General features: G+C 71.8%; 19 protein-coding genes and 3 pseudogenes. 9 read left to right on the forward strand and 13 right to left on the reverse strand.

Annotated elements, in window-relative coordinates:
• The first annotated feature begins 44 nt into the window (after positions 1-44).
• On the forward strand, positions 45-839 hold the full coding sequence (locus ACYVMZ_RS08970; protein WP_461077416.1) for a metal-dependent hydrolase: 795 nt from the start codon (positions 45-47) through the stop codon (positions 837-839).
• 17 nt (positions 840-856) lie between these two features.
• Here ACYVMZ_RS08970 and ACYVMZ_RS08975 read toward each other — a convergent pair whose 3' ends face one another.
• From ACYVMZ_RS08975 to ACYVMZ_RS08990, 4 genes are all read right to left on the reverse strand, one after another.
• On the reverse strand, positions 857-1,114 hold the full coding sequence (locus tag ACYVMZ_RS08975) for a type B 50S ribosomal protein L31 (protein ID WP_461077418.1): 258 nt from the start codon (positions 1,112-1,114) through the stop codon (positions 857-859).
• Positions 1,115-1,165: 51 nt separating this feature from the next.
• Complete coding sequence (locus ACYVMZ_RS08980) at positions 1,166-1,636, reverse strand: DUF5709 domain-containing protein (RefSeq protein WP_461077420.1); 471 nt, start codon at positions 1,634-1,636, stop codon at positions 1,166-1,168.
• Positions 1,637-2,213: 577 nt separating this feature from the next.
• On the reverse strand, positions 2,214-3,995 hold the full coding sequence (locus ACYVMZ_RS08985; protein WP_461077422.1) for an ABC transporter ATP-binding protein: 1,782 nt from the start codon (positions 3,993-3,995) through the stop codon (positions 2,214-2,216).
• Entirely contained in the window at positions 3,992-5,794 is a 1,803-nt protein-coding gene (locus ACYVMZ_RS08990) for an ABC transporter ATP-binding protein (RefSeq protein WP_461077424.1), read from the reverse strand. Before ACYVMZ_RS08990 ends, ACYVMZ_RS08985 begins: the two co-directional genes overlap by 4 nt.
• 470 nt (positions 5,795-6,264) lie before the next feature.
• Here ACYVMZ_RS08990 and ACYVMZ_RS08995 point away from each other — a divergent pair, with 470 nt between their 5' ends.
• Positions 6,265-6,939 (forward strand): L,D-transpeptidase family protein, encoded by a 675-nt coding sequence (locus ACYVMZ_RS08995; RefSeq protein ID WP_461077426.1) that lies wholly within the window; start codon positions 6,265-6,267, stop codon positions 6,937-6,939.
• Positions 6,940-6,951: 12 nt separating this feature from the next.
• Here the strand turns inward: ACYVMZ_RS08995 and ACYVMZ_RS09000 are convergent, their stop codons facing one another.
• Both ACYVMZ_RS09000 and ACYVMZ_RS09005 read right to left on the reverse strand, forming a co-directional pair.
• Complete coding sequence (locus ACYVMZ_RS09000) at positions 6,952-7,596, reverse strand: DUF4253 domain-containing protein (protein WP_461077428.1); 645 nt, start codon at positions 7,594-7,596, stop codon at positions 6,952-6,954.
• Positions 7,597-7,631: 35 nt separating this feature from the next.
• On the reverse strand, positions 7,632-7,754 hold the full coding sequence (locus tag ACYVMZ_RS09005; RefSeq protein WP_461077430.1) for a hypothetical protein: 123 nt from the start codon (positions 7,752-7,754) through the stop codon (positions 7,632-7,634).
• Between the two features lie 157 nt (positions 7,755-7,911).
• Between ACYVMZ_RS09005 and ACYVMZ_RS09010 the strand changes: the two are divergent.
• Together ACYVMZ_RS09010 and ACYVMZ_RS09015 are read left to right on the forward strand one after the other, a co-directional pair.
• Positions 7,912-8,118 (forward strand): annotated as a pseudogene (locus ACYVMZ_RS09010) (peptide-N4-asparagine amidase); the annotation flags it as partial.
• Between the two features lie 170 nt (positions 8,119-8,288).
• Positions 8,289-9,659 (forward strand): cation:dicarboxylate symporter family transporter, encoded by a 1,371-nt coding sequence (locus ACYVMZ_RS09015; protein ID WP_461077432.1) that lies wholly within the window; start codon positions 8,289-8,291, stop codon positions 9,657-9,659.
• A gap of 84 nt (positions 9,660-9,743) precedes the next feature.
• On the opposite strand, the gene ACYVMZ_RS09020 is transcribed toward ACYVMZ_RS09015, so the two are convergent.
• Positions 9,744-10,241, reverse strand: a complete 498-nt coding sequence (locus tag ACYVMZ_RS09020) for a MarR family winged helix-turn-helix transcriptional regulator (protein WP_461077434.1) — start codon at positions 10,239-10,241, stop codon at positions 9,744-9,746.
• A 106-nt stretch (positions 10,242-10,347) separates the two neighbouring features.
• On the opposite strand from ACYVMZ_RS09020, the gene ACYVMZ_RS09025 reads away from it, so the two are divergent.
• Together ACYVMZ_RS09025 and mltG are read left to right on the forward strand one after the other, a co-directional pair.
• Positions 10,348-12,276, forward strand: coding sequence for an ABC transporter ATP-binding protein (locus tag ACYVMZ_RS09025; RefSeq protein ID WP_461077436.1), 1,929 nt, complete (start codon positions 10,348-10,350; stop codon positions 12,274-12,276).
• A gap of 43 nt (positions 12,277-12,319) precedes the next feature.
• Positions 12,320-13,177 carry an endolytic transglycosylase MltG gene (mltG, locus tag ACYVMZ_RS09030; protein ID WP_461077439.1) on the forward strand — a complete coding sequence of 286 codons (858 nt, stop codon included), beginning with the start codon at positions 12,320-12,322 and terminating at the stop codon, positions 13,175-13,177.
• Positions 13,178-13,189: 12 nt separating this feature from the next.
• Here mltG and ACYVMZ_RS09035 read toward each other — a convergent pair whose 3' ends face one another.
• From ACYVMZ_RS09035 to ACYVMZ_RS09055, 5 genes and pseudogenes are all read right to left on the reverse strand, one after another.
• Positions 13,190-14,308, reverse strand: a complete 1,119-nt coding sequence (locus tag ACYVMZ_RS09035) for an NAD(P)-binding domain-containing protein (protein ID WP_461077441.1) — start codon at positions 14,306-14,308, stop codon at positions 13,190-13,192.
• A gap of 53 nt (positions 14,309-14,361) precedes the next feature.
• Positions 14,362-15,387 carry an ABC transporter substrate-binding protein gene (locus ACYVMZ_RS09040; protein ID WP_461077443.1) on the reverse strand — a complete coding sequence of 342 codons (1,026 nt, stop codon included), beginning with the start codon at positions 15,385-15,387 and terminating at the stop codon, positions 14,362-14,364.
• Positions 15,388-15,439: 52 nt separating this feature from the next.
• A pseudogene (locus tag ACYVMZ_RS09045) lies at positions 15,440-16,211 on the reverse strand (ABC transporter ATP-binding protein).
• Positions 16,184-17,172, reverse strand: a pseudogene (locus ACYVMZ_RS09050) (ABC transporter permease). Before ACYVMZ_RS09050 ends, ACYVMZ_RS09045 begins: the two co-directional pseudogenes overlap by 28 nt.
• Positions 17,173-17,345: 173 nt before the next feature.
• A complete protein-coding gene (locus ACYVMZ_RS09055) occupies positions 17,346-17,429 on the reverse strand; it encodes a putative leader peptide (protein WP_313884353.1) in 84 nt (27 codons plus the stop codon).
• Positions 17,430-17,551: 122 nt separating this feature from the next.
• On the opposite strand from ACYVMZ_RS09055, the gene ACYVMZ_RS09060 reads away from it, so the two are divergent.
• The 3 genes from ACYVMZ_RS09060 to ACYVMZ_RS09070 all read left to right on the forward strand — a co-directional run bounded on the left by ACYVMZ_RS09060 (position 17,552) and on the right by ACYVMZ_RS09070 (position 20,774).
• Complete coding sequence (locus ACYVMZ_RS09060; RefSeq protein WP_461077445.1) at positions 17,552-17,974, forward strand: YjbQ family protein; 423 nt, start codon at positions 17,552-17,554, stop codon at positions 17,972-17,974.
• 114 nt (positions 17,975-18,088) lie between these two features.
• Positions 18,089-19,489 carry a cytochrome P450 gene (locus ACYVMZ_RS09065; RefSeq protein WP_461077447.1) on the forward strand — a complete coding sequence of 467 codons (1,401 nt, stop codon included), beginning with the start codon at positions 18,089-18,091 and terminating at the stop codon, positions 19,487-19,489.
• Positions 19,490-19,580: 91 nt separating this feature from the next.
• A complete protein-coding gene (locus ACYVMZ_RS09070) occupies positions 19,581-20,774 on the forward strand; it encodes an esterase-like activity of phytase family protein (RefSeq protein WP_461077449.1) in 1,194 nt (397 codons plus the stop codon).
• Between the two features lie 66 nt (positions 20,775-20,840).
• On the opposite strand, the gene ACYVMZ_RS09075 is transcribed toward ACYVMZ_RS09070, so the two are convergent.
• Positions 20,841-21,848, reverse strand: a complete 1,008-nt coding sequence (locus tag ACYVMZ_RS09075) for a trypsin-like serine peptidase (protein ID WP_461077451.1) — start codon at positions 21,846-21,848, stop codon at positions 20,841-20,843.
• Positions 21,849-22,044: the final 196 nt, after the last annotated feature.

The raw sequence follows: 22,044 nt of genomic DNA on the forward strand, positions 1-22,044 counted from the left end.
GTCAACTGGACAGCGGCACACGAGGAATGGGGCGGGCAACGGCGATGATGGGACCAGCACACTCACTGTCGGGCGCCGCTGCCTGGCTCGGCGTCGGTGCGGCGGCCGCCGCGACCGGGCATACGATGCCCTGGCCGGTCCTGCTGTCCGGTGCCCTGATCTGCGCCGGCGCCGCGCTCGCCCCGGACCTCGACCACAAGGCGGCCACCATCTCGCGGGCCTTCGGACCGCTGTCGCGCTGGCTGTGCGAGATCGTCGACAAGCTGTCGTACGCCGTCTACAAGGCGACGAAGAAGCAGGGCGACCCGCGTCGCTCCGGCGGGCACCGCACACTCACGCACACCTGGCTGTGGGCCGTCCTGATCGGCGCGGGCACCTCGGTCCTGGCGATCACAGGCGACCGCTGGGGGGTGCTGGCGATCCTCTTCGTGCACATGGTGCTGGCCATCGAGGGCCTGCTGTGGCGGGCGACCCGCGGCTCCGGCAGCGATGTCCTGGTGTGGCTGCTGGCCGCGGCGACCGCGTGGATCGTCGCGGGTGTGCTGGACAAGCCGGGCAACGGCTCGGACTGGCTGTTCACGGCGCCGGGCCAGGAGTACCTGTGGCTGGGGCTGCCGGTCGTGCTGGGTGCGCTGGTGCACGACATCGGGGACGCGCTGACCGTCTCCGGCTGCCCGATCCTGTGGCCGATCCCGGTGGGCCGCAAGCGCTGGTACCCGGTGGGTCCGCCGAAGGTCATGCGGTTCCGGGCGGGCAGCTGGGTCGAGCTGAAGGTGATGATGCCGGCGTTCATGCTGCTGGGCGGAGTGGGCTGCGCGGCGGCGCTGAACATCATCTGAGGGACGGGCCCGCCTCCTCAGCTCGTGGCCTGCCCGCCGCCGTAGCGCCGCTCGAAGCGGGCCACGCGGCCCTCCGAGTCCACCGTGCGGGCCTTGCCCGTGTAGAACGGGTGGCTCTCCGAGGAGATCTCCACGTCCACGACCGGGTAGGTCTCGCCGTCGTCCCACTCGATGGTCTGGTCGCTGGTCGCGGTGGACCGGGTCAGGAACGCGTATCCGGCGGCGCGGTCGCGGAAGACGACGGGGTGGTAGTCGGGGTGCTTGTCCTGCTGCATGGATGCTCCTCGGGCGGCTCGGGGCGGGGCGGCTGCAGGCGAAGGGCGGGGTCAGCCGGGCAGGGACTCCTCGTCGACGATGTGTACCGCGGCCTCCTCGGCGGAGGCTGCCGCGCCGTCGATGCCGACGTCCCTGGCGACGAGCGCGGGCTCCTCGTCCTCGTGCACGCCCTCGTCGGGTGCGACGAGACGGCCGGAGCGGGCGGCCCCGACCTCGTTGTCCAGGAGTTCCCCATCGGTGCCCGCGCAGTCGCCGAGGCCGTCGCCGTCCGGCACGGTGGGGTCCGGGAGCTCCTCGGCGAGCCGCTGGTCCAGCGTCTCGCCCTGCCGGCGCTCCGCCGCCGTCACGCCGATGTGCTCCACGGCCCAGGGCCGCTCCGGAGGGGACCAGCCCCGGTCGAGGGGATCGTCGACGCCGTCGTATTCCAGGGTGTCCTCGGCGTCGAGCACTCCCGTGTCCTCTTTTTGCTCGGATCCATCGGGCTGGTAGACGTCGTCTCCCCATCCGTCGGCGTTGTTCACGGCTACCTCCAGGGGGTGGGGACGGGCCCGTTGTCACCGCGACCCGTACCGGGCCGCCGCTGCACGGGGCACAGGCGCCACCCGTTGCCGAACCGCAGGGTTTCCGGGCGTTCCCCGAGCCGGTGCCTGACTCCAGACTTCCACCCCGCTTCGGGACCGCGCAACGGCACGCGTCGGGTGCGGACACCACGCCGTATCCCCGGCAGTGTCCGGCCGGCGCCGGGTCGGCAGCCCGACCGGCCCCCACCGTCACCGTGGGAGGGTCCGGCAGCCGACCACGGCCCGGTCGCCCCGGTCGCCCGCACCGGGGCCGCCGAACCAGTTCCCTGCGCACTGGCAGTGCGGAGCGAGCCTGCCCCGCACGCCGGGGGCAGGCTTCCCCGGGCAGCCCGGCACGAGGCTGCTCCGGCTGCTCGGGACGGGGCTGCTCCGGCTGCTCGGGACGGGGCTGCTCAAGCTGCCCGGGACGAGCCTGCTCGGGCAGCCCAGGACGAGGCTGCTCGGGACGGGGCTGCTCAAGCTGCCCGGGACGAGCCCGCTCGGACTGCCCGGGCAAGGGCCGCTTCTGTCGCTGTCCTCACCCGTGCCACGACCGCCACAGCGCCGCGTACGCCCCGCCCGCCGTGACCAGCTCGTCGTGGCTGCCCAGCTCGCTGATGCGGCCGTTCTCGACGACGGCGATGACGTCCGCGTCGTGGGCGGTGTGCAGGCGGTGGGCGATGGCGACGACCGTGCGGCCGTCGAGGACCCGGGCCAGGGACCGCTCCAGGTGGCGGGCGGCCCGCGGGTCGAGCAGCGAGGTCGCCTCGTCCAGGACCAGCGTGTGCGGGTCGGCCAGCACCAGGCGGGCCAGTGCGATCTGCTGGGCCTGGGCCGGAGTGAGCGCCGCTCCGCCCGAGCCGACCTCGGTGTCCAGGCCGTCGTCGAGCGCCCGGGCCCAGTCGCCCGCGTCGACCGCGCCCAGCGCCGCCCACAGCTCGGCATCGGTGGCGTCGGTGCGGGCGAGGCGGAGGTTGTCGCGCAGGGAGCCCACGAAGACGTGGTGCTCCTGGTTGACCAGGGCCACGTGGGAGCGGACCCGTTCCGCGGTCATCCGGGCCAGCTCGGCGCTGCCCAGGGTGACCCGGCCGGCCCGGGGCGCGTAGATCCCGGCGAGCAGCCGGCCCAGCGTGGACTTGCCCGCGCCGGAGGGGCCGACCAGCGCCAGCCGGGTGCCGGGCGCGACCTCCAGGGACACCTTGCGCAGCACGTCCACGCCTTCGAGGTAGCCGAAGTGCACCCGGTCCGCCTGCACATGGCGCCCGTCGGGGGACAGCCCGGGGTCACCGGCGTCCGGCTCGATGTCCCGGACGCCGACCAGCCGGGCCAGCGACACCTGGGCCACCTGCAGCTCGTCGTACCAGCGCAGGATCAGGCCCACCGGGTCGACCAGCATCTGCGCGATCAGCGCGCCCGTCGTCAGCTGGCCGACGCCGATCCAGCCCTGCAGTACGAACACGCCGCCGATCATCAGGACCGAGCCGAGCACCGTCACGTGGGTGACGTTGATGACGGGGAAGAGCACCGACCGCAGCCAGAGCGTGTAGCGCTCCCAGGCCGTCCACTCCTTGATACGGCGCTCCGACAGGGCGATCCGGCGGTCGCCGAGGCGGTGGGCCTCGATGGTGCGGCCGGCGTCGACGGTCTCGGCGAGCGCGGCGGCCACGGAGGCGTACCCGGCTGCCTCCGAGCGGTATGCCGAGGGCGCCCGCCGGAAGTACCAGCGGCAGCCGGTCACCAGCAGCGGCACGGCGAGCAGCACCGCGGGCGCCAGCGGTGGCGCCGTGACGACCAGGCCGCCCAGCAGCAGCCCGGCCCACACCACCCCGATCGCCAGCTGGGGCACGGCCTCGCGCATCGCGTTGCCGAGCCGGTCGATGTCCGTGGTGATCCGCGACAGCAGGTCGCCCGTCCCGGCCCGCTCCAGCACACCCGGCGGCAGCCCGACCGACCGTACGAGGAAGTCCTCGCGCAGATCGGCCAGCATCCGCTCGCCGAGCATCGCGCCGCGCAGCCGCACCTGGCGTACGAACCCGGCCTGAACGACCAGCGCGGCGACGAACAGCCCCGCCGTGAGCTCCAGATGCAGCTCCCGCGCCCCGTCCGACACCCGCTCGACGAGTCCGCCCAGCAGGTAGGGCCCCGCCATCGAGGCGACGACGGCCACCGTGTTGACGGTGACCAGGAGGAGGAAGGCCCGGCGGTGCCGGCGCAGCAGTTCGGCCACGTAGGCGCGGACGGTCGCGGGGGCACCGACGGGCAGCGTGCTGGCCGTCGTCGGGGCCGCCGGGTCGTACGCCGGTGGCGCCACGCCGATCATGCTGTCTCCTCGATCTCTTCCAGTTCCAGTACGTCGCTGAGCGCGGCCGGTTCGCCGAACGCGGCCTCGTCGTCGGTCTCGCGCGTCACCACCGCCCGGTACCGGGACTCGGTGTGCAGCAGTTCGCGGTGGATGCCGACCGCCGCGACCTCGCCGTCGTGCAGGAACACGACCCGGTCCGCGCGGTCCAGCAGCAGCGGGGAGGAGGTGAACACCACGGTCGTGCGACCCGCGCGCAGGTCCCGCACGCCTTGGGCGATGCGTGCCTCGGTGTGCGAGTCGACGGCCGAGGTCGGCTCGTCCAGGACGAGCACCTCCGGGTCGGTGATCAGCGACCGGGCCAGTGCGAGACGCTGGCGCTGGCCGCCGGACAGCGACCGGCCGCGTTCGGTGATGCGGGCGTCCATCGGGTCGTCGGCGTCCACGGAGCCCTGCGCCAGCGCCGCCAGCACGTCGTCGCACTGCGCGGCCGCCAGTGCCTCCCGCGCCTCCACGTCGCCCGAGGCGGGCACGTCGAGCAGCTCGCGCAGTGAGCCGGACAGCAGCACCGGGTCCTTGTCCTGCACGAGGACGGCGGTCCGGGCGGCGTCCAGCGGCAGTTCGTCGAGCGGTACGCCGCCCAGCAGCACCGAGGTGCCCTCCTCCGCGGGATGCCCGCCCAGCCGCTCTGCGAGCCGTCCCGCCGCGTCCGGGTCGCCGCAGACCACGGCGGTGAGCCGGCCGGCGGGCGCGAGCAGACCCGTGGCCGGGTCGTACAGGTCTCCGGAGGGCAGGTCGGCCGCGCGTGATCCCGCGCTGTCGGTGGCCCGCTCCAGCGCCAGCACACCCGCGGCCCGCTTGGCCGAGGGCCGGGAGAACGAGTAGGCCATGGCGATCTCTTCGAAGTGGCGCAGCGGATAGGTCAGGATCATCACCGAGCTGTAGACGGTGACCAGTTCGCCGACGGTGACCCGGCCCTGACCGGCCAGATGCACGCCGTACCAGACGATCACGATCAGCAGCAGGCCCGGCAGCAGCACCTGGATGGCGGAGATCAGGGCCCACATCCGGGCGCTGCGCACGGCCGCGTGGCGTACCTCCTGCGAGGCGTGGCGGTAGCGGTCGAGGAAGAGTTCCTCGCCGCCGATGCCGCGCAGCACGCGCAGGCCGGCGACGGTGTCCGAGGCCAGTTCGGTGGCGCGTCCGGCCTTCTCCCGCTGGATGTCGGCGCGCCGGGTCGCGCGGGGCAGCAGCGGCAGCACCGCGAGGGCCACGACGGGCAGGCCGAGGGCGACGACCGTGCCGAGCGCGGGCTCGTAGACGACCAGGCCGACGCAGACCAGCACCACGGTGACGGCTGCGGCGGTGAACCGGGACAGCGCCTCCACGAACCAGCCGATCTTCTCGACGTCGCCCGTGGAGACGGCCACGACCTCACCGGCCGCGACGCGCCGGGTCAGCGCCGACCCCAGCCGGGCGGCCTGGCGGGCCAGCAGCTGCTGGACGCGGGCGGCCGCGGTGATCCAGTTGGTGACGGCGGTGCGGTGCAGGAAGGTGTCGCCGAGCGCGATGGCGGCGGCGCACAGCGCCAGCAGTCCGCCCGTCAGGGCGAGCCGTTCGCCGGAGCGGTCGACGACGGCCTGGATGGCGAGGCCGACGCAGAACGGCAGGGCGGAGACGGCGGCGAAGTGCAGCAGTCCCCAGGCCAGCGACTTGAGCTGTCCGCCCAGCTGATTCCGGAAGAGCCACCACAGGAATCGGGGACCTGAGCGCGCGTCCGGCACACCAGGGTCGGGGTACGGAAGGTCTTGAATCTGCATGACGTCCCAGTGGCTCGGGTCAGGGGTCGAGTGGGGAGGCGGAGGAGAGGTGGGGAGAGGAGCGGTGTCGACCGCGGACGGGTGCAACAAGCCGTGACAGGTTCGCGTCGGAACGTGGTGGAACGCAAACGGTTTTCCGTCCGACCGCACGGAAGCGGCTGACGTCCGTCACCCGGTCGTCGGGAACGCGGTGCGAGCATGGAGCGATGAGTGGTGGCACACGGCCTGCGAGGGCCGCGACGGCGGCCGTCGCTTCCCGGCTGACAATCCATACAGTCCCGACAGTCCATACAGCCCGGACGGCCCAGACAGCTCGAACAGCCCGGACGGCCCAGGCAGCTCGAACAGCCCGGACGGCCCAGGCAGCTCGAACAGCCCGGACGGCCCAGGCAGCTCGAACAGCCCGGACGGCCCGGACAGCTCGAACAGCCCGGACGGTTCTGACAGCCCTGACCGCTCTGACGGCTCTGATGTTTCTGACGGGGTGTGGAGGCAGCGAACACGGCGGTCCCAAGGCCGGAGTCGGGGCCGACGCGCCGCCCACCCGTCCATCGGCCGCCGACCCGACGCGCATCCCCGGCGTGGGGGACCGGTTGCAGCGCCGGATCCCGGCCGATTCGCGCCAGGTCGTCGCGGTCTACGGCGCCGGCCGGAACTCGGCGGACTCCACCGTCGTGCTGTACACGAAGCACGGCACCACCTGGCACCGCACCCGCAGCTGGCCGGCGCACAACGGCAAGAGAGGCTGGACCACCGACCATCACGAGGGCGACAACCGCAGCCCCGTCGGCGTGTTCACCCTCAGCGACGCGGGCGGCGTGCTGCCGGACCCGGGTGCGAAGCTGCCGTACACACGGTCTGCCGCCTTCGCGGCGCCACGCTGGTGGGCCAAGTCGTACTGGCACGACTTCAACTACGTCATCGCCCTCGACTACAACCGCGTCAAGGGCACTCCGCCGAACGACCCGACCCGCCCCGAGGGCCAGAAGAAGGGCGGCGGCATCTGGCTCCACATGGACCACGGCAGCGGTACGTCGGCCTGTGTCAGCCTGTCCGAGGCGGCGATGGTGTACCTGCTGCGCACGCTCGACCCGGGCCGGCATCCCGTCGTGGTGATGGGGGACAGGGCGGAGCTGAGGGGCTGACCGGCACGGTGCCTAGTCCCACCAGAAGTACCAGCTACCGGCCCGCAGTTGGGTCGCGGCCAGCTCCTCGATGCTTCCGGTGCCCTGGTCGACGATGTCCGGGCAGTAGGCGTAGTGCTCCAGCGCGGCCGTGGCGACGTCCTCCGGTGTGCGCGGCCGCCGGGTGACCAGGAGCTCGATGACCTGGTCCTCCAGAGTGACCAGTTCGGCGCCGTAGCGTTCGTGGAAGTGGCGTAGCACCGCCCGGTGTTCGGTGCCCGTGATGCCGTAGTTGCAGGCACCCCACCAGTTCAGCAGGGCGGGGACGTCGTAGCCGTGCGTGGCCTGCACAAGGCACAGCACGGTGTGCTCCTGGCGGATGGCCGAGATGTGGGTGCCGCCGACGAGGTCGAGGTCCGTCTCGGCCGCCACGTGGGCGGCGAGGCGCCGGACCGGCACGTCGAAGGGGTCGCCGCCGGCCGGGGTCCGGTCGGCCGGGGCGCGCAGGTGGTGCTCGGCCTCCCGGGCCCAGCGGGCCAGCAGCTCGCGTCCGACCGGCGGTGGCTCGTCGGTCCCTCCTCGCGCCGGTGCGAACTCCGGTCGCAGGCCGACGAAGACGTTGTCCATCAGCTCGGGTCGTCCGGCCAGCACGGGCCACCAGCCGGCGCTGCCCTGCACCGCCCGCAGGTCGCTCCAGAGCCGGAAGGCGTCGGTTACTTGACCTGGCCGACGTACACCGGTGTTCCGTCGAGGGCGTCGGCGCCCTGGTGCAGGGCGGGCAGAGTGAGCCCCTGCTCGGCGCAGAGCTGCTGCAGCCCGGAGATCGTCATCGCCATGCGGCCAAGGTACCGGCGAGGTCTGACAGCGGGGCACGAGCCCGACGCCGGGCAGCCGAGCCGTCATCGCGCGGGAGTGCCGGATCCCCTCGCCGGATACGTCGACACCTCGCACGGCCGCGTCACACCACCGTCGGCCGCTCGGTGACGGACAACATCGCGCGACGGGCGGCGCACCGCGTGGTCACGGCTCGACGACACCTGCACGGTCGACGCCACCTACACGGTGAACGTGCCGCGCGACCAGCGGCACGCGGTTTGCACGAGGAGCGAGCGCCACCGGCTCTCCGGCTCGTACGGCTGCTACGACCGCACCCTGACGACCGTGCAGGGAGTGCTCACGCGGGCCCGCGGCGGCTGTTGAGCCGGTCGGCGTGCGGCGCGCCACTCGGCGGGTGATTTACAGGACCGCAACACGCAAGTCTCCCAAGGGATCAACGACACCCCCAGAGTGATCGGCACGGAAGTCGCATTCCGTATCGCAGAAGTTCTCCCCGGCTTCTGCGCGTGCCGCCGTTTCCCCAAGGAGTGCCCGTGCCGCCGTCCGTACCGTCCCCGCCGGGACGCGTCGCACGCATACTGCGTACCTCACTCTTCGCGCAGGTCGCCTGCGCGCTCGTGCTCGGCAGCGTCGTCGGAACGCTGTGGCCGGACGCGGCCACGGCCTTCCAGCCGCTCGGCGACGGATTCACCCGGCTCATCAAGACGGTGATCTCACCGCTCGTCTTCTGTGTGGTCGTCGTCGGCATCGCCAAGGCCGGTGACCTCAAGGCGTTCGGCCGGATCGGGGTCAAGGCCCTGATCTGGTTCGAGGTCGCCTCCACGGCCGCCCTGCTCATCGGTCTCGTCGCCGCCAACGTCGTCGGACCCGGCAACGGCATGAACGTCGACCCGGCCACGCTCGACGCCGCGGCGGTGGACGAGAAGACGGGCGGCGGGGCGCTGCCGTCGACGACCGAGTTCGTCCTCAATGCGCTGCCGCAGAGTTTCATCGGCGCCTTCGCCGAGAACGAACTGCTCCAAGTGCTCATCCTGGCCTGCCTGGTGGGCGCCGCCCTGCTCCACCTCGGGCACACCAAGGTGCCGAAGGTCCTGCCCGCGATCGAGCAGGCCCAGGAGGTCGTCTTCGCGATCGTCGGGTTCATCATGCGGCTGGCGCCGCTCGCCGTGTTCGGCGCGATGGCCCACCTGGTGGGTCAGTACGGGCTGGGCGTGATGGAGACGTACGCCAAGCTCATCGTGCTGTGCTACGCGGCCGCCGCGTTCTTCGTCGTGCTGCTCGCCGTCGCGCTCCGGGTGGTCACCGGAATCAGCCTGTGGAAGTTCCTGCGCTACATCCGCGAGGAGATGCTGCTCGCGCTCGGCACCGCCTCCACCGAGTCCGTCATGCCGCGCGTGATGCAGAAGCTGCGCCGGGCCGGCGCCCGCGACGACGCCGTGGGCCTGGTCCTGCCCACGGGCTACTCCTTCAACCTCGACGGCGCCTCGCTCTACCTGTCCATCGGCACGCTGTTCATCGCCCAGGCCGTCGGCGTCGACCTCAGCCTCGGCCAGCAGATCACCGTGGTCCTGGTGCTGATGCTGACCAGCAAGGGCATGGCGGGCATCCCCGGTTCGGCGTTCCTCGCGCTGTCCGCGACCGCGTCCTCCCTGGGGGCCATTCCCGCCGGAGCCGTCGCCCTGCTGCTCGGTGTGGACCGCTTCATGGACTCGATGCGCGTCGTCACCAACCTGCTCGGCAACTGCGTCGCCGTGTTCGCGGTGTCCCGCTGGGAGGGCGCGCTGGACACCGTACGGGCGAAGAAGGTGCTCGACGGGGAGGCCGGGGCTGCCCTGCCCGATGAGGCTCCACCGGTGGAGGTCCCCGCCCAGAAGACCAAGGAACCCGCTCCCGAGGTCGGTTGACCAGGAAAGTCCCGAGGTCGGTCGACCCGGAAAGCACGTGCCGCGGCCCCGCTCCCCGTGCAGGAGCGGGGCCGCGGCGCGTCGTCATGCGGGCGGATACGTGCCGTCCGGTGCAGTCGTTCCGTCGATCAGCGCGCAGTCCGGCGCGGCCGTCCCGTCGACCAGGGTGTCCAGCAGCCCGCCCAGCACCTTGCGCTGCTCGTCCGTCAGGGGCGCCAGGATCTCCTCCGCCGCGGACCGACGCGCCGCGCGCAGTTCCTCCAGGACCTTGCGCCCGTCGTCCGTGAGCTCGATCCGGATCACCCGCCGGTTGGTCGGATCCGGGACCCGGCGCACCGTGCCGCCCGCCTCCAGCGCGTCCACCAGCGTGGTCACGGCCCGGGGCACGACTTCCAGGCGCTCGGCCAGATCGGCCATGCGGGGCGGCGAGCCGTAGTGCGCGAGCGTGCGCAGCAGCCGGGACTGGGCCGGGGTGATACCGAGCTCGCGTCGCTCCAGATGGCGCTTCTGGATGCGGTGCACCCGGCGGGTGAGCCGCAGCAACTGCTCGGCGAGCGGGCCGTCGGGGTCGGGCGTGGTCATGCGGGAACAATATCAGGATGCCGTTCATTGTGAGTATAGGTAACTATGAGCTAGGCTCCGCCAGGCTCTGGCAGTCATCGCGTCCCCTCACCTCCCGTAGGAGCCCATGCATCCCGATCACGAACCCGCCTGGATCCCACCCGCCGACTCCGCGGAGCAACCTCGGCAGGTGCGCCGCATCCTGCGGCTCTTCCGCCCCTACCGGGGCCGTCTCGCGATCGTGGGCCTGCTCGTCGGTGCCGCGTCGCTGGTCTCGGTCGCCACGCCCTTCCTGCTGAAGGCGATCCTGGATGTCGCCATCCCCGAAGGGCGGACGGGCCTGCTCACCCTGCTCGCCCTCGGCATGATCCTCAGCGCTGTCCTCACCAGCGTCTTCGGGGTGCTGCAGACCCTGATCTCCACGACGGTCGGCCAGCGCGTCATGCACGATCTGCGCACCGCCGTCTACGGCCGGCTGCAGCGCATGTCGCTCGCCTTCTTCACGCGCACGCGTACCGGCGAGGTCCAGTCCCGCATCGCCAACGACATCGGCGGTATGCAGGCCACCGTCACCTCCACCGCGACCTCGCTCGTCTCCAACGCCACCAGCGTGATCGCCACGATCGTCGCGATGATCGCCCTCGACTGGCGTCTGACCGTCGTCTCGCTGCTCCTGCTGCCCGTGTTCGTCTGGATCAGCCGCCGGGTCGGCGACGAACGCAAGAAGATCACCACCCAGCGTCAGAAGCAGATGGCCGCGATGGCCGCCACGGTCACCGAGTCGCTGTCCGTCAGCGGCATCCTGCTCGGCCGCACGATGGGCCGCTCCGACTCGCTCACGCGGTCCTTCGCCGAGGAGTCCGAGCGCCTGGTCGACCTGGAGGTGCGGTCCAACATGGCCGGCCGCTGGCGCATGGCCGTCATCACGATCGTCATGGCCGCCCTGCCCGCCGTCATCTACTGGACCGCCGGCATGGCCCTGCAGTTCGGCGGCCCGCAGGCCTCCATCGGCACGATCGTCGCCTTCGTCTCGCTCCAGCAGGGCCTGTTCCGCCCGGCCGTGAGCCTGCTGTCGACCGGCGTCCAGATCCAGACCTCGCTGGCGCTCTTCCAGCGCATCTTCGAGTACCTGGACCTGCCGATCGACATCACCGAGCGTGACAAGCCGGTCCGCCTCGACCGCATCAAGGGCGAGATCCGCTTCGAGAACGTCACCTTCCGCTACGACGACACGGACGCCGACGGCGGCGAGGGCGACAAGGCCGACGCGAACGACAAGAACGACAAGAACGACAAGAACGACAACAGGGAACAGGGCGACGAGAACGACAAGGGCGGCAAGGGCGGCAAGGAAGGCAGGGACACCCCCGTCCTCGACGGCATCGACCTCACCGTCCCCGCCGGCGGCAGCCTCGCGGTCGTCGGCCCGACCGGCGCCGGCAAGTCCACGCTCGGCTATCTCGTGCCGCGGCTGTACGACGTGACGGGCGGCCGCGTCACTCTCGACGGGGTCGACGTCCGCGACCTCGACTTCGACACCCTCGCCCGCGCGGTCGGCGTCGTCTCGCAGGAGACGTACCTCTTCCACGCCACGGTCGCCGAGAACCTGCGCTTCGCCAAGCCCGACGCCACCGACGAGGAGCTGTACGCGGCGGCGAAGGCGGCCCAGATCCACGACCACATCGCGTCCCTGCCGGACGGCTACGACACGGTCGTCGGCGAGCGCGGCCACCGCTTCTCCGGCGGCGAGAAGCAGCGCCTGGCCATCGCCCGCACCATCCTGCGCGACCCGCCGGTCCTCATCCTCGACGAGGCCACCAGCGCCCTGGACACCCGTACCGAGGCCGCCGTCCAGGAGGCCATCGACGCCCTGTCGGCCAACCGCACCACCCTGACCATCGCCCACCGGCTGTCCACCATTCGGAGTGCCGACCAGATCGTGGTCCTCGACTCCGGGCGCGCGGTCGAACGGGGCACGCACGAGGAGCTGTTGGAACGGGGCGGGCGTTATGCGGCCCTCGTACGCCGGGACGCCCAACTCACGCCGACAAGATGAAGATATGCCGGGTTTGTGGCGATATGCGGGTTACCGTGCCCGCATGCAGACGAACACTCCGCCACGGAGCACGAGGAGCACGAGCAGCACGATCCGACTGACGCGCAGGGGCCGCCTGGCCCTCATCGCGACCGGGGCCGTCGTGGCCGGCACCGCCGTGGCGGTGCCGCTGCTGACCCTGGGCGGCGAGGAGGAGACCAAGCCCGCCACCCTCGTCATCCCGGAGGGCTGGCGCGCGAGCCAGGTCTACGAGGCCGTCGACAAGGCCCTCGCCCTGCCGCCGGGCACCACGAAGAAGTCCCTCGCGAAGGCCGGGCTGAAGCTGCCGAACGACGCCGAGGGCAATCCCGAGGGCTACCTCTACCCGGCGACGTATCCGCTCGACGAGAAGGCGACGCCGGAGCGGCTGCTGGCGTCCATGGTCGACACCGCCAACAAGAAGTTCAACGGCGCCCCGATCGCCGCGGGCGCGCAACGCAACGCGATGAACGTCTACCAGGCGGTCACCATCGCGAGCATCGTCCAGGCGGAGGCGGCCACCAAGGCCGACATGGGCAAGGTGGCCCGAGTGATCTTCAACCGCCTGGAGCGCGGCATGCCGCTGCAGATGGACTCCACCATCAACTACGCCCTCAACCGCTCCACCCTGAAGACCACCGCGAGCGACACAGGGATCGACAGCCCCTACAACTCGTACCAGCGCATGGGGCTGCCGCCCACGCCCATCGCGAACCCCGGTGAGGACGCGGTGCACGCCGCGATCAACCCGCCTCCGGGCGACTGGCTGTACTTCGTCACGGTGAAGCCGGGCGACACGCGTTTCACCGCCGACTACGCGGAACACCAGCGCAATGTCGCCGAGTTCAACACCCGGCAGAAGAAGGCGCAGTCGGCGCGGTGACCCGGCGGGGCGTCACGCGGCGACGGCCGGCTCCTCGGCCGGCAGCCGCCTGATGTCCCGTACGGCCGCGCGGCCGGCCCGGTTGGCGCCGATGGTGCTGGCGGACGGCCCGTAACCGACGAGGTGGATCCGCGGATCGGCCACCGCCCGCGTCCCCTCGACCCGGATCCCGCCGCCCGGCTCGCGCAGCCGCAGCGGGGCGAGATGGTCGATGGCGGCCCGGAATCCCGTGGCCCACAGGATGACGTCGGCCTCCACGTGCCGCCCTCCGCCAAGCTCCCGGCTCCGTCCGGGCAGGGGGGAGTCCCGTCGCCACTCCACCCCGGTCGGTGTGATCCGGTCGAACATGGGCTGCCGGTCCAGGACGCCGTCCGCGATGCCCTGCCGGATGGCGTCGTTCAGCGGCAGCCCCGTGACGGAGACGACACTCTTCGGCGGCAGGCCCTGCCGCACCCGCTCCTCGACGAGCGCGACGGCGGCCCGGCCCGCGTCCTCGTCGAAGGGGCCCTCGCGGAAGACCGGCGGCCGCCGGGTCACCCATGTGGTGGCCGCCGCGTACGGGGCGATCTCCAGCAGATGCTGCGTGCCGGACGCGCCACCGCCCACCACCACGACCCGCTGCCCGGCGAACTCCTCGGGCCCGGCGTACTGCGCGGTGTGCAGCTGCCGCCCGCGGAAGGTCTCCTGACCCGGATAGCGCGGCCAGAACGGCCGGTCCCAGGTACCGGTCGCGTTGATCAGCGCCCGCGTCGCCCAGGCACCGGCCGACTTCTCGACGAGCAGCCGCCCCGCAGGGCCCTCGCGCACGGCCCGTACGTCCACGGGCCGCCGTACCCGCAGGTCGAAGGTCCGCTCGTAGGCGGTGAAGTACTCGGCGATCACCTCGGCGGACGGCCGGGCCGGATCGGCGTCCGTGAGCTCCATGCCGGGCAGGGAGTGCATCCCGTGCACCTTGCCGTACGTCAGCGACGGCCACCGGAACTGCCAGGCGCCGCCCGGGCCGGGGGAGTGGTCCAGCACCACGAAGTCGCGGTCCGGCTCGTAGCCGGTGCGCCGCAGGTGGTAGGCGCCGGCCAGCCCGGCCTGACCAGCACCTATGACGACTACATCGACCTCACGCGTGTTGTTCACATTTCTACCAACGGTCCCGGGGGCGTGGATCTTCCCGCGTGACCAGCGGCCTACTAGGAGCCTTCCGACGGGCGGGGCGAGGTGGTCGACGGCGGGAGATCGCCGTTGAACCGCGCATCCGTGAAGCCGGCGAAGTCGACCTTGCGCGGGATGAGCTTCAGCTGGGTGAAGGTGTCGGCGATCTCCTGCTCGGAGGCGATGAGCGGCTTGTCGACCGCGACCGCGATCCGGGTGGTGTAGGTGCGCCGCACCGCGGCCAGCGCCACGTCGGCGGGCAGCCCGGTGTCCTTCGCCCAGACCTTCGCCCACTCCTCCTCGTGGTCGTACACCCAGGTGTAGGCGCGCCGCAGCCGCGCCAGGTAGTCCTTGATGGCGGCGGTCTTCTTCTTGTCCTTGAGCGCGCTCGGCGCCGCCACCTGGAAGGTGAGCCCGTTGGTCACGCCGTCGCCGGTCGTGAGGACGCGGCCCTGCTCGGCGTTGAGGACCTGCGAGGTGTACGGGTCCCACACCGCCCACGCGTCCACCTGGCCTGAGGTGAACGCGGCCAGTGCGTCGGCCGGCTGGAGGTACTTGACCTTGATGTCGCTCAGGCTCAGCCCGGCCTTCTTCAGGGAGGCGACCAGCTGATAGTGGGCGGAGGAACCCTGCGCGACGGCCACCGACTTGCCTTTGAGGTCCTGGGGCCCGGCCAGCTTCGAGTCGTTCGGTACGAGGATGGTGTCGCCCTTGGACGTGCCGTGCCAGGCGGCCACCACCGAGATCTTGGAGTCCGCGCCGGCCGCGAAGACCGGCGGAGTGTTGCCGACACCGCCGATGTCGACGGCGCCCGCGTCGACCGCTTCCAGGAGCGGTGGGCCGGAGGTGAAGGTGGACCACTTGATCTGGTAGTCGAGGTTCTCGAGCTCACCGGCGGCCCGCAGGATGGCCTCCGAACCGCCCTTCTGGTCACCGACGTGGAGGGTGAGAGAACCACTGCCATCGGTGTCTCCGCCCGCCGAGGCCGCCGAGTTGCCGCCGCAGGCGGACAGGAGCAGGGCCAGGGGGAGGAGCAAGGCGGCGGGGACGAGGCGTCGTCGCATGGTGGATCCGTTCTTGTGCACTGAGGGTGGTGGGAGTTCAGGTGGTGGGAGTTCAGGCGGCTTCGGCGGCGGTCTCGACGCCCAGGCGTTCCAGGAGGCCGGCGCGCAGCTCGGCGAAACGCGGGTCGGTGATGTCGCGGGGCCGGTCGAGGTCGACGCGCTGCTCGTGGGCGATGACCCCGCCGTCCATCACCAGAACCCGGTCGGCGAGCAGCACGGCCTCCTCTACGTCGTGGGTGACGAGGAGCACGGCGCAGCCCCGGCGCTGCCACAACTCGCCCACCAGCCGCTGGGCCTTGATGCGGGTGAGCGCGTCGAGCGCGCCTGGGGGCACCTCCCACGCCCGTTCAGGGCAGTGGGGGAGGCTCGTCGAGCAGCAGCAGATCGGGCTCCCGCACCAGGGCGCGGGCCAGGGAGGCGCGCTGCGCCTCGCCGCCGGAGAGGGTCTTGGGCCAGGCGTCGGAGCGGTGACCGAGCCCGACCTCTTCCAGAGCCCGGTCGGCGACGGCACGTGCGGGCTTGCCCGGCAGGCCGAGCAGCACGTTGCGCCACACCTTCTTCCACGGCATCAGCCGCGGCGCCTGGAAGGCGACGGCCTTGCGGCGCGGCACCAGCACCGTGCCCTCGATGTCGCGGTCGAGCCCGGCGAGAATGCGCAGCAGCGTGGACTTGCCGCAGCCGCTGCGGCCGAGCAGGGCGACGAACTCGCCGGGCCGGATGTCCAGTCGGAGACGGTCGATGACCGCACGGCCGTCGAAGGAGCGGGTCAGCCCCTCGACTCGGACCGCGTGGGCCGTCACCGGCCGGTGAATGTCGGTCGCCATTGCAGCAGCAGCCTTTCGAGGGAGCGGACGACGAAGTCGGCCAGCAGGCCGAGGAAGGCGTAGACGATCAGGCAGACCACGATCACGTCGGTCCGCAGGAAGTCCCGCGCCTGCACCATGAGGAACCCGATGCCGGAGTCCGCGTTGACCTGTTCGGCGAAGACGAGGGCGAGCCAGGCGATGCCGAGGGAGTAGCGCAGCCCGGTCATGGCCCCGGGCAGCGCCCCCGGCAGGACGACGTGCCGTACGAGCCCCCACCGCGACAGGCCCAGCGACTCCCCGGCCTCGATCAACTGGGCGTCCACGCCGCGGATCCGGCGTAGACGTTGAGGTAGAGCGGGAAGGTCACACCGAGCGTGATGATGGCGACCTTCGGGGCCTCGCCGATGCCGAACCAGATGATGAACAGCGGGATGAGGCCCACGAACGGCACGGTCCGCAGCATCTGCAGCGGCGCGTCCACGAGATCCTCACCGATCCTGAACAGGCCCGACAGCAGGGCGAGTCCGGTGCCGACGACCAGGCCCAGCAGCAGCCCGGCCGCGACACGCCGGAGCGAGGTGCCCATGGCGGAGGGCAGGGAGCCGTCCGCGGCCAGATCCGCGGCGACCTGGGCGATACGCCCCGGCGAGGCGAGCACGTCGGCGGTCAGCACGCCCGTGGCGCTGAGGAGTTGCCACAACGCCAGCAGCAGCACCGGACCGGTCGTACGGCGCAGCCAGCGGGGCACGCGGGCGCGCCGTGAGGAGGCGGGGACGAGGGGATGGAGTGCGAGCGAGGGGGGCGAGGAGGGTACGGAGGAGGCGTCGGCCTTGGAGGCGTCGGATGTGTCGGCCTTCGCGGTGCTGGATGCGTCGGTCTTCGAAGTGCTGGATGCGTCGACTTTCGGGGCGACAGATGCCCCTATAGGCGAAATATCCGGCTCATGGGAGCCAGGCGGGGCGTGGCTGCTGAAGCGCATGAGTGCTCCACGGCAGGGGAGAGCGGCAGGGGGATACCGGCAGAGGGCGCGGGTGCTTACGCCTCGGCGCCGCACCCACCGCTACGACCGGAATCGATGACGACCGGATCGGTCAGAGGTGCGGGACGGCCTGGCGTAGGCGCGAGAAGAAAGAGATGAGGTGGGGAAGGGCGTCAGCGGCCGCGGCGACACGCGGCGGAGGCCACCCGCAGCAGGTCGATGTGACCGCGCGTGGTGAGCAGGGCTGAACGCAACATGCGCCTGAACGTAGCCAGATGGACCGTGCACGGTCAACGGGCGTCTCGCGAAGTGGACCCCCGTTTCACGGTCCGGGCGGGCGCTCCCGGCCGGAATCCGGTGGGTGCGTCAGGATGGGGGCATGTCCGATGCCTTCACCACGCGAGTTCTGAACGTCACCACCGGTTCCACGGAGAGGGTCGTCGACCTCACGCGCGACTGCGAGTCCTTCCTGCGGGAGGCGGCGGCCGGCCGCGACGGCCTCCTCAACATCTTCGTCCCGCACGCCACGGCCGGCATCGCCGTCATCGAGACGGGCGCGGGCAGCGACGACGACCTGTTGGCCGCCCTGCACACCCTGCTGCCCGCCGACGACCGCTGGCAGCACCGCCACGGCAGCCCGGGCCACGGCCGCGACCACGTCCTCCCGGCCTTCGTGCCCCCGCACGCGACCCTCCCGGTGGTCGGCGGACGGCTGGAGCTGGGGACGTGGCAGTCGGTGTGCCTGGTGGACACGAACCGGGACAACCCCGAGCGCAAGGTGCGGTTGAGCTTCCTGGGCTGAGCGAGGCAGGCCACCCGTCGTTCGGCCTCAAGTGCCGCCTGAGGTAGGGTCCCACCGGTTCCGGCTACCGACCGGTGGTGGGCCGGTACGCGGAGTGTCGGAGGGCGCAAGACGATGGAATCCCTGAGGGGTGATGGCGGATCCGTGGACCTGGACGACACCCGGTTGGAGACGATGACACTTCAGCCGCTGCTGACCCGGGACTACGAGACCCGTCCCTCGCTCGTGTACGAGCGGCTCAGGCAGCAGCACGGCCCGGTCGCACCGGTCGATCTGCTGGGGGTTCCCGCCTGGCTGGTCCTCGGCTACCGCGAGGCGCTCCAGGTGCTCCAGGACGACGAAGGGTGGCCGAAGGGGCTGGAGAACTGGCGGGCCCGCTCGGAGGGCAGGGTGCCGGCCGACTGGCCGCTCGGCCCGTCCCTCGAGGTCAACCACGTGCTGATCCAGGGCGGCCCCGGATACCGGACGCTGCGGACGGCGTGGGACGCGGCTCTCAAGCCGTTCCAGGACCCCGGCCACCCGCAGGCGAAGCGGCTGAAGGCGGCCGTCACCGCCTACGCCGACGATCTGATCACCTTGCTGGGGCAGGGCGGCGGCACGGGCGTGGCGGACCTGTCCGCGCAGTTCTCCCGGCCGCTTCCGCTGATGGTGGCAAGTCACCTGCTCGGCTTCCCCGGTTCCCAGGGCGACGACGCGCTGATGGACATGTGGCGGGTCCTGGACGCGGGCCCGGACGCGGAGCCCGCACTGGAGCGGCTGCTGGCGACCCTGGCGGAACTGGCGGCGGTGAAGCTGAGGGAGCCGGGGGAGGACTTCCCCTCCTACTTGCTGGCCGCACACCCCGACCTCTCGCTCGACGAGCTGGCCCGTGAGCTGTTCATGCTGCTGGGCATGACCTCCGACCACGTCGGCATCCTCATCTCCAACACCGTGGTCGAGGTCATCTCCGGTGAGGGCGGCGTGCGGTCCAGCCTGTCCGCCGGGATGGTCCGCGAGACCATGAACCGGGTGGTCATGCGCAAGCCGCCGCTGGTGAACTTCGTCCCGCGGTTCGCGGCCCAGGACACCCCGCTCGGCAACTACACGATCCGCGCGGGCGACCCGGTGTGGGTCTCCTCCGCCGCCGCGCACGCCGACCCGCTCTTCGCCGACCACGTGGCGACGAGCAGCACGATCAGCACCCGGGCGCACCTGTCCTGGGGGGCGGGCAGCCGCCAGTGCCCGGCGCGCGAGCTCGCCTCGACGGTCGCCGCGGTCGGTGTGGGCCGCCTGTTCGAGCGGTTCTCCCATCTGGACCTCGCCCTCCCGGCCGACCAACTGCCGTGGCGTTCCTCGCCGTTCATGCGAGGCCTGCGCTCGCTGCCCGTACGCTACGAGCTCGCCCCGGCACTCGAGCAGTCGCCTGCAGGCGAGCCGGAACCGGAGACGGCCGAGACGGTGGTGCCGGACTCCACCGCCCGGCAGCGCTCGTCGCTGTGGCGCTATCTGACGGGCCTGATCCGGTCCGGCCGCTGACCCCGGGCCGGAAACGCACGGGCTGCCGCGCGAACCGGCCGGTCGCCTCGCGTTCGGGCATCCGTCATGCGGTGCCCTTACGGTGCGCGCCATGAGAAGACTTTCGATCATGGCCGGTGCCGTGGCGCTGACCGTCGGCCTCGCCTCGCCCGCGGCGGCCGACCGGGACCACCAGGACTTCGGCCGGGCCACGCTGACCGGCTTCGCGTCCCTACCCGCCGAGACGTTCGTGCCCGGCAGCCGGCCCTCCGGCTCGGCCATCGGGGCGGGCCCGTTCAACGGGATCACGCCGCCGTTCGCCCACCAGCCGGTCCAGGGCTTCAGCGGTGTGATCAACCGGCGTGACGGCACCTTCGACGTGCTGTCGGACAACGGCTACGGCAACAAGGCCAACAGCGCCGACTTCCTGCTGCGCGTGCACCGCGTCGAGCCGGACACGTCCAGCGGGAAGATCCGCGTGCTGGGCGGGTTCCACCTCAGCGACCCCGACCACCGCCTGCCGTTCCCGCTCACGCGGTCCGACCGGGTGCTGACCGGCGCCGACTTCGACGTCGAGTCGATCGTGCGGTCGTACGACGGCACGTACTGGATGGGAGACGAGTTCGGCCCGTTCCTGCTGCACTTCTCGCCGGCCGGCCGTCTGCTGGAGGCGCCGATACCGCTGGACGGGGTGCGGGCGCCGGAGAACCCGTACCTGAACGGCGGGCAGCCCAGTCTGGGCAGCAGCAAGGGCTTCGAGGGTCTCGTCCGCTCCGTCGACGGCCGTCGCCTCTACCCGCTCCTCGAAGGCACGGTGAACGGCGACACACCCGGCGACCTGCGGTTCAGCGAGTTCGACCTGCGCCGGGGCACGTACACCGGGAAGCGGTTCGTCTACCGCCTGGAGTCGCCCGCGCACGCCATCGGTGACGCCATCGCCGTCGACCGCCACCGTTTCCTGGTCATCGAGCGCGACGGCGGCCAGGGCGACACCGCCAGGTTCAAGCGGATCTACCTGGCCGACCTGCGTGACCGTGACGGCGACGGACGGGTGGACAAGACCCTGGTCGCCGACCTGCTGGACCTCGCCGACCCCAAGGGCCTCGGCGGATCCGGCGAGACCTTCCGTTTCCCGTTCCAGACGATCGAGGACGTGACGCTCCTCGACGACCGGACGCTGGCGGTCCTGAACGACAACAACTTCCCGTTCTCCTCGGGCCGCACGCCGGGCAGGCCGGACGACAACGAGTTCATCACCATCCGGCTCACCTCCCCGCTGCACGCGGACCGGCGCGCCTTCCGCTGACGGCGTGCGCGGGCCGCGCGGCAGCCGTTCGGCTCCCGCGCGGCCCGCGCCGGACAGGCCGGCGGCTCAGGACGATTGGGCCGTCCGGTACAGGTTCTGCGCGTCCGCTCCGAAGTACGGGCCGTACATGGCGGTCGGCAGGAAGGTGTACTTGAAGCTGTTCACCGAGGACTGCAGCCCCGTGCCGGTGGCCTCGTCGAACTGCGTGAACCAGGGGCCTCCGCTGGAGCCGCCGGTCATGTCGCAGGTCAGTCCGTGGTCGCTGGACAGCAGGAAGTCCCGGTAGGTGGTGCCGCTGCAGTAGATGAACTTCTCGCCGTCGTACGGCGCGGCGGCGGGGAAGCCGAAGGCGTACATCGCCTTGTTGTAGCCGGTGTTGAAGGCCAGACCCTGGCCGCCGACGACATCGGTGAGCCGCCTGCCGTCCAGCGGGGCGACCACGGCCGCGCCGATGTCGTAGTTGATGTCCTCACTGGCAGTCCACTGCGGTGTGGCCAGCGTCCTGGCCGCCGCCCATCGGCCGTACGGCGCCTGCCCGTCGTGGTAGCCCGGGACGAACACCCAGTTGGTGTGCCAGGACCCCTCCAGCTTCACGCAGTGGCCCGCGGTCATCACGGTGCTCTTGTTGGCGCTGGTGACGGCGTTGCCGGAGCAGGACGCGGTGCGGCCCTGGTAGGTGAAGAACACCCGCCCCGCGGTCTTCACCACGGCGCCGCCCCCGGTCCAGGGGCCGCCGCGCTGGGGAAACGCCAGGGTCCCGACGGGTGAGGCCGGCGCACTGGGCGCGATGACGGTCTTGACGCCCTTGCGCGGGACCGACGCCCTGACGTCGGAGCGGTCGACGGTCAGGACGTCGAGCGGAGTGGCCCGGCGCATCCGCTCCGGGGTCCAGAAGTCACGGGCGCGTTCCTGCGCCGAGAGCGTCACCGCTCCCGGTGCCGGGCCGGCGGCGCTCGCCGGCACCGCGGCGACACCGGTGGCCAGCAGGGCGGCGACACCGGCCAGAGCGCCGAGCACGGAGCGGCGAGCGCGGGTGCCGTCGGAGGAGCGACGTCTGCGGAGGCTGCCTATCACGCGGTCTCCTTCTGCGGTGGGGAACCGGGCGGTGGGGACCATCCGCCCGGGCAAGCAGGGGTGTTACTGCGCGCAGTCCGGAAGGCAGCGTGACACCGGAAACCGCAATTGGACAGGTGCACGTCAGAACGACGACCGAAAAGGCACACCATCTCTTCGCGGGCGACACCTCTTCACGACGAGCGCCGGGCGCGGC

Source organism: Streptomyces deserti, from assembly GCF_054782695.1.